Source organism: Bacteroides sp. 1001136B_160425_E2, from assembly GCF_015559655.1.
Lineage (GTDB): Bacteria > Bacteroidota > Bacteroidia > Bacteroidales > Bacteroidaceae > Bacteroides > Bacteroides luhongzhouii.
In genome coordinates this window covers 1-16,325 of sequence record NZ_JADMQH010000009.1, presented here as the reverse complement: position 1 = coordinate 16,325, position 16,325 = coordinate 1, and the positions used below count along the sequence as shown (strand labels likewise).

Sequence of the window (16,325 nt, the reverse complement as noted above, 5' to 3'; positions counted from 1 at the left end):
ATCATTCTTTTTTATAGATAATATCTTTTACGCCGGAAGCTGTCTGTATTGTAAGCTTCGTCTGTTTTTTTTCTTTCAATTCCGGTATTCCGTTCAGGATACTTTCGCAGAAGTCATATTTTTTAGTAGGCTTGCCATTAATTTTAATTACTTTGTCTCCTACTTCTATCTTCCCCTTTGTACTGCTCCAGACGGTAGATACATATAAGTCTCCGTCTTTGACCGTCAAATCGAAGTTATTACATTGATTGTTGATTTCATTATCCGGTTGGAAAGCCTCAAAATAGAATCTTCCTCGCGGATAGTCGATGGTTACTTTACCGTATTCCAGCAACTTGACACCTAGTAACGTATAAGGGTGTTTGCTCGTACTGGTCGTCAAGTTACGAAATTTGGTGGCTCCTACTGACAACGTGGGGATATATACTCTATAAGAAGAAGCTTTCTCCGCTTGTCCGGCTACTCCGATGCTTCCTTCTCCATATCCTTCAGAAATGACTTCCAAAGATGCCTCCGGCTTAATTTTCTCAAAATCACTTTCAATAAGAGATAGCAGACTGGGACTACCTGTATCAAATAATACAGTAATGTTGCTGACCGGGGCTATCTGTACATTGACAATCGGCATGCCCCCTTCTTTTGTGAAATTCAGCATTTTCCGTAAAGATACCGTAGAGGGTTTTTCGGCAGATGTGACTATGATATTTTTTGTCTGCGAATCAATGCTGACAATGGTACTTGCAAATAAATCGCTGCCGATGATGCCGTCTACTCCAAAACATTCCCAACCTTTTACCTCATCGATAATCAGTGATGGGGCATGTTTAAAGTTAATAACATTATCGGGAGTCGTCAGGTTTTCTATCCGTGTAGTTTTGTAATAACTTTCCACGTTGTTCACATCTGTCACCTTCATCGAGTCTGTTGCCACTATTTGTAGTCCTTGGCAGGCTTTAGTCGTGAGAGCAGTGCGTCCTCCGGTATCAAAGATGAAAGGGCGTTCAGTGCCGTTTACTTTCATTTCGACAATCATTTTTTCGCCTACCATCCGATAGGGTATGGTTGCTTTATATTGTTGGGCGAATAAAGGGACCGCCATGCAAAAGGCGATGACGGTTCCAGTTAGACGAGTATACTTCATAGATTAATCTTTATTTGCTGACTTTTTCTGCTTCCAAGATTGCTTGATAAGCATTTACGATACCTCCGGAAATGCATAGGTCATCAAAAAGGAATAAATCCTGTGAAGGTCTATCGTCCACGCGGATTCCTTTTTCTACTTCAACACCTTTGCGTGAAGTGACGCTCTTTAATAAAATGTCACGGATTTGAGAACCGGTCAGTTTAGGGAAATAAGATTTCACAAGGGCGGCTACACCGGCTACAGTAGCTGAAGCCATTCCTTCACCAGTTCCTTTTTGGTAAGTATCGCCCATATAGGAAGAATAAATATCCGTTCCCGGAGCATAAATATCGAGAGCCGTTGCACCGTAGTTCGTGTTCAGCACCGGATTGCCTTTCTTGTCAGATGAAGCAACCACCATGAAATTGGTAAACTCACCATCTTTGCTCATTTTCCGGTTCGGGAAAAATTCGCTTTTATCCATGTCTACTGATAGATCCCAAACAGGAACAATAACTAATGCTCCTTTCTTTTCTGCCTCTTTTAGTGCATCTGTTACCCATTGTTTTTGTTCTTCCGGATATAAAGAGTTTTGTTCCGGCAGTAAGATTACATCTGCTCCATGGTTTACTGCATAGCGGATGGCCAGTGCCATATCTTTCAGGTAAGGTTCTCCTTCTCCCGGGTGAATGCGCAAGGTCATGATTTCCGCATTATCAGCTATACCGTTACTTCCAACACCGTTGTCACGTTTGGCTGCGATGACACCTGCTTTCATTACACCGGTTGCTGCATCTGATGTTAACAGTACGTTATTTCCGTAATGCGTGTCATTAATATCCATAGGATTGTCACCTACAATTTCTTTACGGTTGTCTGTGCCATATTTCTTTAAGGCATCTGCATAGGCTGCTTTAGCTGTCTCTACGCTTTTCTTTCCCATATTCTGATATACGGGTTCCCATTTGTCTGTATTATAGAGACTGAAGTAGTAGGCTGTAAACACAAAGGCAACTTCAGAAAGACTGTCTCTTTCTGCTTTGGGATCATAACAACTTTGGAAATCTTCAACGGTTAATTCTTTTCCCGGAAAACGTTTTTTCATGTCCTTGTCGAACTTTTCAACATATTCTTCTATAACATAAGAAAGTTGCAAGCCGCCATATGTACCTCCAATTCTGGATTCCGGCATAACCTTAAAACGATAGTAATTGTATTCCTCCATATTTTCCGGTGCGGGAACCTCCTGACGTTTTCCGTTAACGATTTTATAATATTTCTTTCCATCAAAGACATAATCAGCGTATTTGTCTTTGAGGCGGAAGAATTCACGTTCTCCTTCGCGTGTCAGAGCTTCCATTACCTGTCCGTCTTTGCCGCCGATGAAGTTCCATCCATTGATGTCGTCAACAAACCCGTTCTTATCATCGTCTTTCTGGTTCTGTTTTTCTTTCGGATTGATCCAGATAGCATGTTTCAGGTCCTCGTGTTCTACGTCCATTCCAGTTCCAATCAATGCAACAACCGGTCTTTTTTTAGCTTTCTTTTTGTTGGCTTTCAGGTAATCATAGGCTTTGTTTACTTCGGCTCCGTACACACTGTCCTGGTCGAAAGAGCAGTTAAACCAGTCCAGTTCGGATTGTTTCTTTTGTGTTTCTACCTTTTGTTTGACTAACTGGGCCGATGCTGCAATGCTGACAAAACAGCATACAATAGGAAATATAAGTTTCTTCATTGTTGGATGAGTTATAATTTATACAGTTTATTTTCTAATTTTTAATATGGCTTCGCGCACTTGTTCACCTCGAACATTTCGTGCTGCAAGTTTGCCTTCTTTGTCAATGACTACAAGGAAAGGGATAGAGTAGAAGCCATAAGCATTCTGGATAGCACTTGGAGTTTTACTGTTTTTAGGGAATCCTGTCTTATCCCACAGCATCACCCACGGAAGCTTTTCTTCATCCAGCATTTTTCTCCATTTTGCTTCGCTGTCATCCAGCGAGACACTGATGAATTCCAAGTCATCAGCTTTCAGTTCGTTGTATATGGTTAGCATACTACGCATTTCTTTGCGACAGGGACCACACCAGGAAGCACAGAAATCCAGTACGACAATTTTTCCACGGAAGTCTTTCAAACTTACATTTTTTCCGTTGGCATCTATGAAAGTAAAGTCGGGACATTCTGCACCGATAATTTGGTGGGATAGGACCTCTACTCTGTTTACCAACCATTTGGCAGATAAGGACTTTCTGTCTTGCTCTGGTATCATGTCCAATAGCATTTTGTTGGATTGGTAATCATTTATATCTGCCAGATAGGCTAATGCAGCTGCCATGCTGGGAGTGAGTTTTCCTTTGACAGAAGTAGAAATCGTTGCTATATCCGGATCTCTTTCTGTGGGCATATAGGTTTGCAAGGTCAGAAACGGATCGATACCGGTGAATGAAAGCGAACTTTGTTCGGGGTTCTTTTCATCAAAAAAACCATGAATGTTTACAGGGGTGTTTTCGAGGTATATGTTTTGCTCTGTATTCCCAATATATAGTGTGTATACATCAGGTAAAATGTATTTCTTTTCAGTTTCGAATACTCCATTCAGGTTAATGGAACAACTTAAAATGAGGTTTCCATTCAAATCCTTAACTTGTAAAGTGGTTGGTTTGAGTAGTCTCAACTTTCCTTTGAATAGTAACCCGTCGTCGCTCCATAGAGGAGTAGTGCTCCATAAGAATAATAATATAAATGAAAGTCTTTTTATTAATTTCATGATTTTGGGTTTATAAGATATAGTAAAATATCTTGTTATTATTTAGTCTATTCTTTAATAAGATGATTATCTTAATATAGTTAGAGAGTTTTTTATCAGTCATTTCACCAATCCCAGCCTGGCCAAGGATCATCATCGTCGTCATCTCCTTCATCTGTTTCCGGTAGTTCTGGATAAGGTTTGATATCCCAATCTTCCGGTCCTTGGGCAATAGCTTCCAAATCAATATTATATTTTTTTAGATAGTTTGTTACAAAATCAAACTTAGTACTTAAGAATGGATAAGTTGCCGAAGGCCACATCGTTTCGCGTTCTTCTTTTGTAAATCGCATGGCTATTTGCAGATAACCGATAAATGTTTCTTTGGCTGTTGGAGGATTATTTGAATTTGGTTCAGAATATTTTCCAGATAATGAATTTATATAACCTGGATATCCTCTTTTAAGATAGTAGTTAGGATCAGCTTTGCTTTCAATAGCTTCATCTTTTACAAGTGGAGTTGAATGGTCGAATCCTGCGTCAAATTCGTCTTCTGGTATGATAATATTCCCTCTTGTGATAGCTGTACGTATGACTTCATCAATAATTTTAAAACGGCGTATTGCATAGCTATCTTGATCGTTGGCAATGGGGCTTCTCCATGCTGGAATTGGGGCTTCATATGTACTGTGAGCAGCATCTCCCCAAAAGCAAGTTATCCAACAGTCGGTTTGGCTTTCATCATGTTCGGATAATGCGACGTAGTATTCCAATATTCCGGGTATTATGGATGTAAATACAGAATAATTGTATACAAAATACCAATACATAGGAAATACTCTATCAGTTACCTCCCGATTAAGATAAGGAAATACATGGCTTTTCATAAAGGTGATATAAAATGCCCCCATTTCATCATTAAGACAATTTTCGAATGTTTTTGATGAACTACCACCGAGACCGCCATTGGTCCAGTTTTTATTGAGATCTTTTTCTGTTATATTTTTATATATCAGTTTGACTCCGAAATTCTTATAGATTTCCATAGCATCATTGTCCCACGGGTTGTCTCCTTGAGGAAATTCGAACCCTCCGGCAAGTGCTAGCGGGTCTGGTGTCGGCTCGATTATATCTTCATCATAACAGGAAGAGAATGTGAGACAGAATAGTAATATCCATACATTATATATTGGCTTCATAATTCTCTGTTGTTTAATATTAGTGATCATTGTTTCTTGTGATTTATATTTTAGTCTATGACGGGAACTCCAATTCGTTGCGGTCCGAATGAGTTCTGTTCTAGTAATAAGTTCTTTTGTATAACTTCTTGAGGAATAGGTAATACATACGAAAGATCATTTTTTGTCAGTGTATACACTTTACCTTCCCATTTATGTTGTATGGGAAGCATACCGTAACGACGTAAGTCGAACCAGCGTTGGCCTTCATAACAAAGTTCTTTTCTGCGTTCTTCACGTATTTTAGTGATGAGAGCTTCTCCGCTTAATCCCGAGAAGGAGGGTGCGTTTCCTTCAACGTATCGTTTTTCCAGTAATGTGTTCATTGTAGTTATGGCATCTCCTTCAGCTTTATTCATTGCAGCAGCTTCTGCATAGTTCAGATAAGCTTCTGCTATTCGGAAAGAGAGGGCAAAATAATCACTACTTCCTGAAGTGGGCACAGAACGGAGTGTTTTGTATTTGCCATAAGGGAGATAAGTGTCATAAAAAGTACTGTTTTCCGGCACCATTTTGTTGTACTGCACTTCTCTGGTGATGTAACGATCTTTGCGTAAATCCCCCTCTTGGAAGCTTTTGAGCAACTCATCTGCAGCTTTAAACATTCTTCTGTTCTCTTCTCCGTCGGAAGTTTTGTCTTTTTTTTCGATATAACCTTCGTATTCACCTGTTAGATCTCTTGTGGTTCCATAACTCCAGATAACTTCCGGTGAATCATATGTATTGAATGTATAATAAGGTTCTTGCATACCCGCTTCCGGTGCAGGGATCGTATTCAGGTCACGTAATGAGAAATTCCAGTCTTTGATAACTTTCTCCGCATACGTTTTCGCTTCTGCCCAATTTTCCATATATAGTGCTACACGTGACTTTAATAATTGTACCATAGGTAGGCTGACGAGGTAGTTCGGCTCATATTGCTGTATGGTAGAGAGAGTTAGAAATAAGCGTTCTGCTTCGTTGATGTCGGCAACAATCTGCAGGTACACTTCTTCTACCGTGTTCCGTTTCATCAATATATTGCCTTCATCCCTCATTTTACTATCCAGTTTTAGAGGAACTCCCAGCGATTCTTTGTTATAATTATAAGGAAGTCCATACTGATTGACCAGCATGTAATAATAGAAAGCCCTTAAAGCGTAGGCTTGTGCTTTAATATAATTTTTTTCGGATTCTGTACCAGACACTTCGTCAATATAGTCAAGTGCGGCATTAGCTCCTAAAATATATTCATAGAGGTTTTCCCATGTATTGACCGTTTGGTATCCTAACTTCTCCCGTATTTCGAACATATTGGGTTGCCAACTATACAGAATTTCAAAAACTTCCATCTTTGCCTGGTCATTTTCAGTGAATCCGTAGCCTTCCACCTGATTCTGCTCGATATCGTCTGCGAGTATTTCCAGATAGTTGAGAAATCTAGTGTCCTGCTGTCGGGGATAAGCTTCTCCAATAAGCATCTCTTGTAATGCGTTAGCGTCTTTGGGGATGTATTGACTCTGTGACTTGGGCTCTAAAAAATCTCCACAAGCGGTGAGGCTGGTAAGTGTAATTGTAAAAATTAAATATTTAAGTTTCATATCTCTCTTTGTTTATTGTTTAAAATCCGATATTAAGTCCCAATGAGAAAGAGCGTGGCATGATGCTGTTCTCTAATTCCGGGTCGAAGCCGTTAAAGCGTTTGCTGGCTATTACAAATATGTTGTCCATATTGAAATTGACAGACAGATTTTTGGCATGTATCTTGTCGCACCATTCTTTTTTCATTTGCCAGGATAGTCCGATGTTGCGGCAACGCAGGAATGAAGCATTAACTACCATAGCATCTGATTTTTCCCACATTGGAATGGCTGATTCTCCGTTATCTGTGTTAGGCAAAGTCCAGGCTATTCCTAACGGCCATGTCGGTAGTCCGGGGATATTTGTGTGGGCTTCATCCCCTGGCTTTTGCCAACGATTCAGTAAATCCCGGTTTATATTCTTAGTCGGATCGGGCATCATATTATGATCTCCTCGGAAATCATTGTAAGGTGACGGCAAACGTTTATGGCTACCTAATAAAAGGGAGAAGCTAGTGTTCAATGACAAAGACTTGTAGCGGAAACTTAAACCGAGACCTCCGGTGAAGAACGGCTCTTTTTCTCCGGAATATACAAGGTAAGTGGTCGGATCGATGTCTTTACTTTTTTCTTCTTCTGGAACTTCAACGTAGTTGAATGTCGGTTTACCATTACTTCCGTCAAGACCTGCAAAGGAGTATGACCAGAATGCACTTAACGGATACCCCTCTTTTAAGATTTGGGTGCCGTTTCCATTCAGGTACATTGTTGTGTTTCTGTCAATCTTGGTTTCTCCACCTTTATTCCAGTTTTTAGAGGCATTCAGGTTAACATTCAAGGCGAAATCACGTTTCTGAATAGGTGTGAATGATAATGTATATTCAATACCTCTATTGTAAATAATTCCACCGTTACGTTTCATCTGGTTAATTCCGTATTCGAATGGCAAATCAACACCGATTACTGCATTGGAACGTCGGGTGTAATATTCTAGGTTCATGTAAAACATGCGGAATAGTTCCAAATCCACACCAAAGTTCCAGTTCCTGGTACGTTCCCATGAGAGGTATGGGTTGGGGATCTGGCTGATAGTAGAGTAGTAGCGGTTGTATCCGGGTTGTACTCCCTGTTGATTTAAGATTAGTTCGGGACTTTCGCGTGTCAAAGCATTCCCTTGAATACCGAATGTTCCTCTGAAATTAAGTGTAGTGATCCATGACAGATACTTTTGGAAGAAAGCTTCTTCTGATGCCCTCCAGGAGAAACCGAATGAATAAGTCGGGTCGATACGGTGATTAATATCCTGTCCGAAAACATTGGAAGCATCATTTCGCACATTGGCATTCACTACATAGCGGTTTTTGAATGAATATGCGAAAGTGGCAAAAAACGAAAGGAAGTTGTTGGTGTTGTTTGTTCTTTGCCAACCTCTGTTATAAATTTCTTTTAATATTCCCCAGCCTGTAGGACTTCCTTCTGGTGATACTACTTCGCTTGGTATGGTCGGTGCTACGATACGTTCACCTCTGTCCGGGACATATCCCCAGACGGTATTGGCGGTCCCTTTGGCTGTAGAGGAACGGAGCTCCATACCTAATAATGCATTTAATCGGTTGTCAGCGTTGAATGCCTTGCTGAATTGTAATTTGTTCTGAATATTGTAAGAGTACTGATTATTATCATTCGTATACAATTTACCTCCGAATGGAAGTTGTGCGGCCTTAAATTCAGGGCTGGTGGGAGTTACGGAATTAAAATCGTATCCACGATACTCGTTGGCTATGTAGTATGTACGTTCGGTAGCCCAGCTCTCATTGGTGCTATTGTTGTTTGAATAACCTCCGGTAAATTGGTAGGTTAACCAGTCGAGGATATGCCAGTTGACATCTAAAGAGGCGGACATGAAGTTTGAACGCGCTTTCGAGCCACTGTTATCTCGTTCATTGATAAAATTATATGAAAGAGTTTCTTTATTACCTGTTTTATAGTGGTATCCGTTCTCTTGCATATAGTAAGCGTCCGGATCAATGGCACGGTTCGTGCTAGTGGCATAACTCATAGGATTGACATTATCGAAGAAACCGTTGGTGGTAGAAACACTACCATTTAATGTCAGGCTGATAGTCAGTTTTTCTACTGGACGTAACATGAGGGCGATACGTCCGGTCATACGTTCGTTATCATTCCCTATTTCTTGACCTTCGCTGTTGTTATACCCCATAGATGCCGAATAGCTGAACTTATTTGTTCCACCAGAAACGCTAATATTGTGAGTATGGCTGAACGAGCGGCGTGTCAGACGTTTGAACCAGTCTGTATTGCGGGTCTCCATGGCGTTATAAAGTGCTCGGTATTCGATATCTGAAATATCGTGTTCCTGTAACATACGTAACAGACCTTCATAAGTGTTAGGGTCTTTGTAAGGCATTGTTATGTAAGAGATTCCGGCGTCGAATGCCTCTTGTGAAAAACGGATACGTTCTTGAGAGTTCATAAAATTGAACATTCCATAATTGGGACGTTGTCCGATGTTGAAATTGGTAGAGTAGTTCACTGTCAGTCTGTCAGTGGTATTTTTCTTAGTTGTGATTTCGATTACCCCGTTAGATGCTTTCGAACCATAGATAGCCGTGGCGGAAGCATCTTTCAAGATTGTGATGTTTTCGATGTCGGCAGGATTTAGCCATGAAATTTGATTACCGATGATATCCTTTAAGCTTTTGGTCATCAGTTCACCGTTATCTAGTGTTACTTGGAAATCTTCCTGGATAATACCGTCTACTACCCACAATGGATCACGGTTTCCTTGCAGCGTACTGGTTCCTCGAATCTGAATTTTAGGAGCAGTACCTACACGGCTGCTTGAGTTAGTGACCACCATACCTGCTACACGTCCTTGCAACATTTGGTCAATAGTAGTATAAGAGGGCATTATAATATCTTTCGCTTTGATCGTAGTAATAGAACCTACAAGATCACGGCGTTGAATGTTCTGATAACCGGTTACTACAACTTCATCAATTTCTGTACTGGAACCATTCAGGGTGACATTGATTGTTTTCTTGCCTGTATACTTTATCGTTTTCTTTTCCATTCCGATAAAAGAAAAAGTGAGGATCAACCCCTCCTGTGCCGGAATATTGAAAGTGTAATGTCCATCCATGCCGGCGATGGCTCCATGTTTGGATCCCCGGATCGTAACAGTGGCACCGGGTAATGCCTCACCACTGGTGTCGCGAATCCAACCGCTGATGGTCACTTTTGGGTTTTGCCTTTTCTTTATTACGATTGCACTACCCGAAATTTCGTAAGTTAAATTAGTACCTTCCAGACATTCGTCCAGAATTTCAATAATAGTTTTATCTTTAGCCTTAACGGTGATATCAGTTACATTAGCAATATCTTCCGTGGCATACATAAAGATAAATTTTGTACGATTCTGCAGATACCAAAGTGCTGATTCCAAGGTTTCTCCTTTTAAGTCGATAGAAATTCTTTGATTGTCTTGCGCTTGAATCATGAGTGAAGAAAGGGAGAATATCCATAAAAGACAGAATTTCACAACATTTCTGCTTACATAAGATACCACCCATGGCAGGGATTGCGTTCGTTTTTTCATAATGCGTTAGTTATATTATGTATTATTACTGTTTGTAGGAAATATGCAAGATGCCTTCTCGTTGCTTGATATTTACCAGGTTTAATTCTGTTATCATGTCGATAATCGGGTTCATGTTTTCATAGCGATTAAGGGATGCCCCGATTCGTACTTGTTTGGCAGTTTCGTCCTCGAAAGTGTATTTGAACCCATACCATTTGGCAAGATATGACATCACATTCTCAAGAGGCACATTTAAAAAGATGAATGATCCGGATTCCCAAGATGTATACAGCTCTGTGTTTACGTTAGTGACGGTATTTGCATGAGTCTTTTTATTATAAGTATAGTGGTGGTTGGGAACTAATTGGTATGTTTCATTTCCGCTGTTGATTTTTACGGTTCCACTGATTAACGTAGTACTTTCCACTTCTTCATCCGCATAAGCCCTTACGTTGAAAGAAGTTCCTGTCACCCGAATAGAGGTATGCGGTGTCTGTACGATAAACGGATGTGCTTTATCCGGAGCAACATCAAAATAGGCTTCACCTTCAACCTGTACGATACGTTCCTTATCGTTGAAACAAATAGGGTAAGTCAGTTTTGATTCTGCATTCAGATGTACTTTTGTGCCATCTGAAAGGACAATGTGACATTCCATGCCATGCAGTGTACGGAGTGTGTTCTTGATTTCTTTCACTTTGGGCTTGTTGGCAGGAGTTTGATAATTGATCCCTTTAGAATCAATGATGAACATTTCAGCTGCACCTTCCGGGAGGACATTATCGAAAAGATTGAAGGTGTTGCCGTTACTTAAAGTAAGTTCTCCGCCATGGGTTCCTGGAGCGATTTCGCCGATGGGCTCTCTGGTTACCCAATTATATATAAGGTAGGAAGCCGGTATTATCAGAAGCAAAATGAGAGCTGCATATTTCAGGCTCTTTCTCCATGAAAGGAAACCGGATGCTTTTTCTCCTCCCAATAGCGGGTAGATTTTGTCCCATGCTTTTTGTGAAGAGAAACTTTTGATTAACTGAGTGTTTTTTTCATACGTTTCCTCATTCAATATTCGTTTGGCTAGCTTTTGATGCTCCGGATTTTCATTAATCCATTCACGGTAGGCTTTTTCTTCCTCCGGGATAGACGAATGTGTGAATAGAGAAGCAAGGAATTTTGCAATTCTAAAGTTTTCTTTGAATGAATTCATCGTTTTTAGGATTTGTTTGTATATAAAACAATCCAATCGAAAAAACGGGGTAATCAAAAAGTTACTTTATTTGCATAAAAAGAGTAATAAGGCGTAATTTATACCTTTAAGACTTTCGCGGAGTTTGCGATAGGCGATTTTTTTTAACGTATGGACAGTACCCTCTGATATTTGCAATTTGTCAGCAATCTCATGGTTTTTTAACCCTTTCATAGAGTATAATATAATATTTCGCATTTGGGTAGGCAATTCTTCTACCGCTTTGCGAACTATGCGGAATGTTTCCTGTTCGATAATAGCGGCTTCAAAACCACTGTCAAACTCTTCTTGTCTGGGGAAAACTGGAATGTCTAATTGTTCATGTTTGAGATGATTCAGACATTTGTTTCGAGTGACGGTATAAAGGAAACTTTTTACTTTCAGAATGTTATCGAAATCTTCTTTCCGCTCCCAATAAGCTAGCAACGCATCTTGTGCGATGTCTTTGCACACTTCTTTGTCATCAATATAGTGGGAGGAGAAAACACAAAGAATAGGATAGTAGTCATCAAATAGCTTTTTGAAAGCTAGTTTGTTACCACGTTTTATGTCTGCAATTATATTTTCTATATGTATGTTCACTATTTAGAGTGGAGGATTGGTACAAGGAGCTTATCCAATCTTACTTATTTTTTTCAGCTTTTCTTCTTCGATGATTTTGATCTTTCTTCCATCGATCGTAATCAGCCGTTCCGTAGCGAATTGCGACAGTGTGCGGATAGCATTCGAAGTAGTCATATTAGAGAGATTAGCTAAATCTTCGCGTGAAAGATAAATGCTCAAAGTAGATCCATCTTCTTCCAGCCCGTAACTTTCTTTCAGAAAGATGAGAGATTCGGCCAAGCGTCCGCGGATATGCTTTTGTGTCAGATTAACGGTACGTTCGTCAGAAATGCCGAGGTCAATAGACAACTGGCGGATAAAGAACATGGCCAGGTCGTTATTTTGGGCAACTAAGGTCAGGATAGCATTCATGGGAATCAGACAAACAACGGAAGGCTCGAAAGCTGCTGCAGCAGTTACAAAATCTTGTTTGGCAAAATAAGCACGATAAGCAAAGTATTCGCGTGGTTTAATCATGCGAATAATCTGACTTCTACCTCCCACGCCATCTTTGAAGATTTTTACTTTCCCACTGATAAGGCACATCAGATGAGAAGGTGTTTCTCCTTCGCAGTAGATGGTTTCATTCTTTTTGTAGGTTTGTATTGTATAATTGTTCATCAGAAACTCCTTTTGCTCATTATTTAAAGGAGCTAACATATCGGATAACGGTTCCGAAATATCGATGTCTGACATATTCATTTTTACCATGAGTGCTACAAAACTGTGTTATACAGCACAAAAGTAAAAAGAAAAAATGAGAAAATGAACGAATCTATAAAAAGATTGCACAAAAGTGGGAGCTTTCGTGCAATCTTACAGGCATTTTATTTGGTAAATAACAGTTCCCTATATTTGGGTAACGGCCATATCTCATCGTCCACTTCCATCTCCAAATGGTCGATGTGATCGCGGATTTGGTCAAGGTATGGACGTACTTTTTCTTCGTATGCAAACGCTTTTTCCTTGTAGTTTTCCAGATGGTTGGCAACTTTCCGTGCTTCGGTCATTTCACGAACCAGTACTTTAATGGAAGTTACCCGGTGTGAAATTTCACGGATCAGTTCTTTGCGGTCGGCACTCAATACTTCGTATTCTTCAGCCGGGAATATTTCTTTCAGTCCGCGAAGATTTTCGAGCAACCGGTTTTGGTAAGCAACAGCAGTAGGTACGATGTGGTTGATGGCAAGATCACCTAGTACGCGGCCTTCGATTTGCACCTTCATGGTGTATTTTTCCAGTTCTACTTCCAAGCGGCTGTTCAATTCGGTTTCGTTGAAAATACGTTCGCCGATCAGCACTGATTTGGATTGATTGTCAACATAGTGCATCAGGGCTTCCGGTACGTGGCAGATGTTAGTCAGTCCGCGGCGTGCGGCTTCCTGTTTCCATTCTTCGGAATAACCGTCACCCTCAAAGCGGATTGGTTCGGAAGCGATAATAGTTTCTTTCAGTAGACGGAAAATAGCTTCGTCTTTGCCTACGCCTTCTTCCATTAATTTTTCTACTGATGCGCGGAATTCATTCAACTGATTTGCCATAGCAGCGTTAATGGCGATCATTGCAGCGGCGCAGTTAGAAGAAGAACCTGCGGCACGGAATTCGAAACGATTTCCGGTGAATGCGAAAGGAGAGGTGCGGTTACGGTCGGTGGTATCCAGCAGGATTTCGGGAATACGTCCGATGCCTAGTTTTAATGTCGTTTTTTCTTCCGGTGTCATCTTTTCGTTTCCTACTTGGCGGACAATTTCGTCGAGAGTGGCCGAAAGTTGTGACCCCAGGAAACAGGAAAGGATAGCGGGAGGAGCTTCGTTGGCTCCCAGACGATGGCTGTTGCTGGCACTCATAATGGAAGCACGCAACAGATTTTGGTTTTTATAGACCATCATCAATACATTTACCAGAAAAGTGAGGAACAGCATGTTGCCTTTCGGATTCTTTCCGGGAGCAAACAGGTTAATCCCCGTATCTGTACAAAGTGACCAGTTGTTATGCTTGCCTGAACCGTTTACTCCGTTGTATGGTTTCTCATGCAGGAGTACATTGAAATGATGTTTCCTTGCGATACGTTTCATCAAATCCATGACAAGCTGGTTGTGGTCGTTGGCAAGGTTACAGTTTTCGAAGATAGGGGCCAACTCAAATTGGTTGGGAGCTACTTCGTTATGGCGGGTTTTGGCAGGAATACCCAGTTTGTGACACTCGATTTCGAGTTCTTTCATAAATGCGGTGACACGTGGAGGAATGGAGCCGAAATAGTGGTCTTCCAACTGTTGGTCTTTGGCAGAAGAGTGTCCCATCAGTGTCCGTCCTGTCAGGCAGAGGTCGGGACGTGCATTATATAAAGAAGAGTCGACAAGGAAATATTCTTGTTCCCACCCCAGATTTGTGTATACACGTGTGATGTTTTTGTCGAATAGCTGACAAACTTCCGTAGCTGCTTTATCTACGGCGGCAAGTGCTTTCAATAATGGAGTTTTGTAGTCCAGTGCTTCACCCGTATAAGAAATGAAGATAGTGGGGATACAAAGAGTGGTATCTACCACGAATGCCGGGGAAGAAACATCCCAGGCAGTATAGCCTCGCGCTTCGAAAGTGTTGCGGATACCACCGTTAGGGAAAGAAGAAGCATCCGGCTCTTGTTGGATCAGCAGTTTTCCGGAAAAGCGTTCGATAACTCCGCCGTCTTCACCGAATTCGATAAAGCCGTCGTGTTTCTCGGCTGTTCCGTCTGTTAGAGGCTGGAACCAGTGGGTGTAGTGAGTGACGTTGAGTGACTTAGCCCAACTCTTCATGCCGTTGGCGATCAGGTCTGCCATTTCCCGGCTGATGGGCGTACCTTTTTCGATAGCATCGGTTACGGCCTTGTAGGCTTCTTTGGGAAGATATTCTTGCATCTTCTTGCGGTCGAACACATGGCTACCATAATAATCTGAGAGTTTGTTGGAAGGAGTGATTACTTCCAGAGGTTTCCGGTTGGAAAGCTCTTGTAAGGCGAAAAAACGCATTTTTGACATAAATGGTCTACTTTTTATCGGTTGATGGCGCAAAATTATATGTTTTTTCTGAAACTACCCCTATTTTAAAGGGGGTATTTTTATAAAAACATGTGTTTTTCTAAAGATACCCCCTCTGTTGATTCTCCAACTTTTGTTCTTATTGCTTCTGTTGGTCCATTTCTTTAGCCATCTGTTTAACCAAACTTTCCACTTGGATATAATGATTGTGATAGTTCCTGAATAACTGTTTGAACACTGGACTGTTCATAGCCATTTGGGTGAGAAATTGTAGGTGTTTACCCGTAGAGGTGTTCATTTGCATACGTTTTTCTTTGCTCAAGTTATCTTGTAGGGAGTAAACACCGCATGAAATTTGGATTTCTGCGATGCCTTCATCCCAAGGATGGGTGTTGAGGTGAGTCAATGCTGCCAAGATTTTTTTCAGGTCTTTCAGCAGAATGTTTAATAGTTCGAATTCGGTACGGTTTACGGAGCAGGAATCCGGATGCAGGAGGAAAGCAAATTTAAGGTAGAAATCCTTTAATTCTTCTTTAGGAATAACAAATGAATCTTTGGAAGCCTTTATCATGCCTCCCACCGCTGGTTGAACGGTAACTTGTTTTGTTTCCATAATATAATTATGAATAAGGTGGTAGACGAAGATTTTCTATGAAATAAGAGCGGTTCCGCCTTTCCCGTTACTCTTCACCAACCAGGCAGTGGGTGCATTAACACTCCACACGGGGGTACGAAACCGCCATATGAAGTATCAGGACAGGCATAAAAATGCCTGCCACGAAAACTAGGCAGGTTTCCTGCCTGGTTGATATGAAGAGTATCACAAAGATACTACAATTTTTTTCTTTGTCAAGAATAAAAGGAGAAATAAAAAGGTAAGAGTAAGTATTTCTCTTTTTTGTTTGGTATATGCTAATACTTTATATAACTGATATTGGAATTTTCTCTTTTTTATGCAGTTTTTAATTAAATGAGAATTTAATACAGACAGAAGAACATAAGAACAAAAAATAAAATAGCAGTTCAATAAGTAACAGAAATAAGCTTCAAAGCGCAGCATTTATGTTATTTTGTTCTTATGTCTAAAAATAAATGATCATTTAGTTCATTTCCGTACCGTTTTGAATAAATATTAGATGCATCGGAATTTTATTTACTCTAGTAACAAAGAAAAAACGCTTAGTAATAGAGT

At 40.6% G+C, this 16,325-nt stretch carries 11 protein-coding genes; all 11 read right to left on the bottom strand.

Translation table 11 applies throughout. From position 1 onward, the window contains the following. Nucleotide 1 precedes the first annotated feature (1 nt). Complete coding sequence (locus tag I2I04_RS10480; protein WP_143258134.1) at nucleotides 2-1,141, bottom strand: aspartyl protease family protein; 1,140 nt, start codon at nucleotides 1,139-1,141, stop codon at nucleotides 2-4. A 10-nt stretch (nucleotides 1,142-1,151) separates the two neighbouring features. Further along, nucleotides 1,152-2,858 carry a S8 family serine peptidase gene (locus I2I04_RS10475; protein ID WP_195471738.1) on the bottom strand — a complete coding sequence of 569 codons (1,707 nt, stop codon included), beginning with the start codon at nucleotides 2,856-2,858 and terminating at the stop codon, nucleotides 1,152-1,154. Between the two features lie 27 nt (nucleotides 2,859-2,885). After that, a complete protein-coding gene (locus I2I04_RS10470) occupies nucleotides 2,886-3,893 on the bottom strand; it encodes a TlpA family protein disulfide reductase (RefSeq protein ID WP_195654986.1) in 1,008 nt (335 codons plus the stop codon). Nucleotides 3,894-3,997: 104 nt separating this feature from the next. Further along, nucleotides 3,998-5,071 (bottom strand): hypothetical protein, encoded by a 1,074-nt coding sequence (locus I2I04_RS10465; protein ID WP_229126974.1) that lies wholly within the window; start codon nucleotides 5,069-5,071, stop codon nucleotides 3,998-4,000. Nucleotides 5,072-5,121: 50 nt separating this feature from the next. Next, nucleotides 5,122-6,690, bottom strand: coding sequence for a RagB/SusD family nutrient uptake outer membrane protein (locus tag I2I04_RS10460; RefSeq protein ID WP_195654984.1), 1,569 nt, complete (start codon nucleotides 6,688-6,690; stop codon nucleotides 5,122-5,124). A 19-nt stretch (nucleotides 6,691-6,709) separates the two neighbouring features. Beyond that, nucleotides 6,710-10,288: a SusC/RagA family TonB-linked outer membrane protein gene (locus tag I2I04_RS10455; RefSeq protein ID WP_195654983.1), complete on the bottom strand. Its 3,579-nt coding sequence runs from the start codon at nucleotides 10,286-10,288 to the stop codon at nucleotides 6,710-6,712. A 25-nt stretch (nucleotides 10,289-10,313) separates the two neighbouring features. Continuing rightward, on the bottom strand, nucleotides 10,314-11,474 hold the full coding sequence (locus I2I04_RS10450) for a FecR family protein (RefSeq protein WP_195654982.1): 1,161 nt from the start codon (nucleotides 11,472-11,474) through the stop codon (nucleotides 10,314-10,316). Between the two features lie 66 nt (nucleotides 11,475-11,540). Beyond that, nucleotides 11,541-12,095, bottom strand: coding sequence for an RNA polymerase sigma-70 factor (locus I2I04_RS10445; RefSeq protein ID WP_143258140.1), 555 nt, complete (start codon nucleotides 12,093-12,095; stop codon nucleotides 11,541-11,543). Between the two features lie 30 nt (nucleotides 12,096-12,125). After that, nucleotides 12,126-12,827, bottom strand: coding sequence for a Crp/Fnr family transcriptional regulator (locus I2I04_RS10440; protein ID WP_009039694.1), 702 nt, complete (start codon nucleotides 12,825-12,827; stop codon nucleotides 12,126-12,128). Nucleotides 12,828-12,943: 116 nt separating this feature from the next. Continuing rightward, nucleotides 12,944-15,133, bottom strand: coding sequence for a glutamine synthetase III (locus I2I04_RS10435; protein WP_143258141.1), 2,190 nt, complete (start codon nucleotides 15,131-15,133; stop codon nucleotides 12,944-12,946). 139 nt (nucleotides 15,134-15,272) lie between these two features. Then, nucleotides 15,273-15,746, bottom strand: coding sequence for a hypothetical protein (locus I2I04_RS10430; protein WP_195471727.1), 474 nt, complete (start codon nucleotides 15,744-15,746; stop codon nucleotides 15,273-15,275). Between the last annotated feature and the right edge of the window lie 579 nt (nucleotides 15,747-16,325).

Bases quoted from the DNA above. Each gene is read 5' to 3' on its own strand.
- I2I04_RS10475 (WP_195471738.1), bottom strand. From the start codon at position 2,858: ATGAAGAAACTTATATTTCCTATTGTATGCTGTTTTGTCAGCATTGCA.
- I2I04_RS10455 (WP_195654983.1), bottom strand. From the start codon at position 10,288: ATGAAAAAACGAACGCAATCCCTGCCATGGGTGGTATCTTATGTAAGC.
- I2I04_RS10440 (WP_009039694.1), bottom strand. From the start codon at position 12,827: ATGGTAAAAATGAATATGTCAGACATCGATATTTCGGAACCGTTATCC.
- I2I04_RS10435 (WP_143258141.1), bottom strand. From the start codon at position 15,133: ATGTCAAAAATGCGTTTTTTCGCCTTACAAGAGCTTTCCAACCGGAAA.
- I2I04_RS10430 (WP_195471727.1), bottom strand. From the start codon at position 15,746: ATGGAAACAAAACAAGTTACCGTTCAACCAGCGGTGGGAGGCATGATA.
- I2I04_RS10470 (WP_195654986.1), bottom strand. From the start codon at position 3,893: ATGAAATTAATAAAAAGACTTTCATTTATATTATTATTCTTATGGAGC.
- I2I04_RS10465 (WP_229126974.1), bottom strand. From the start codon at position 5,071: ATGAAGCCAATATATAATGTATGGATATTACTATTCTGTCTCACATTC.
- I2I04_RS10450 (WP_195654982.1), bottom strand. From the start codon at position 11,474: ATGAATTCATTCAAAGAAAACTTTAGAATTGCAAAATTCCTTGCTTCT.
- I2I04_RS10480 (WP_143258134.1), bottom strand. From the start codon at position 1,141: ATGAAGTATACTCGTCTAACTGGAACCGTCATCGCCTTTTGCATGGCG.
- I2I04_RS10460 (WP_195654984.1), bottom strand. From the start codon at position 6,690: ATGAAACTTAAATATTTAATTTTTACAATTACACTTACCAGCCTCACC.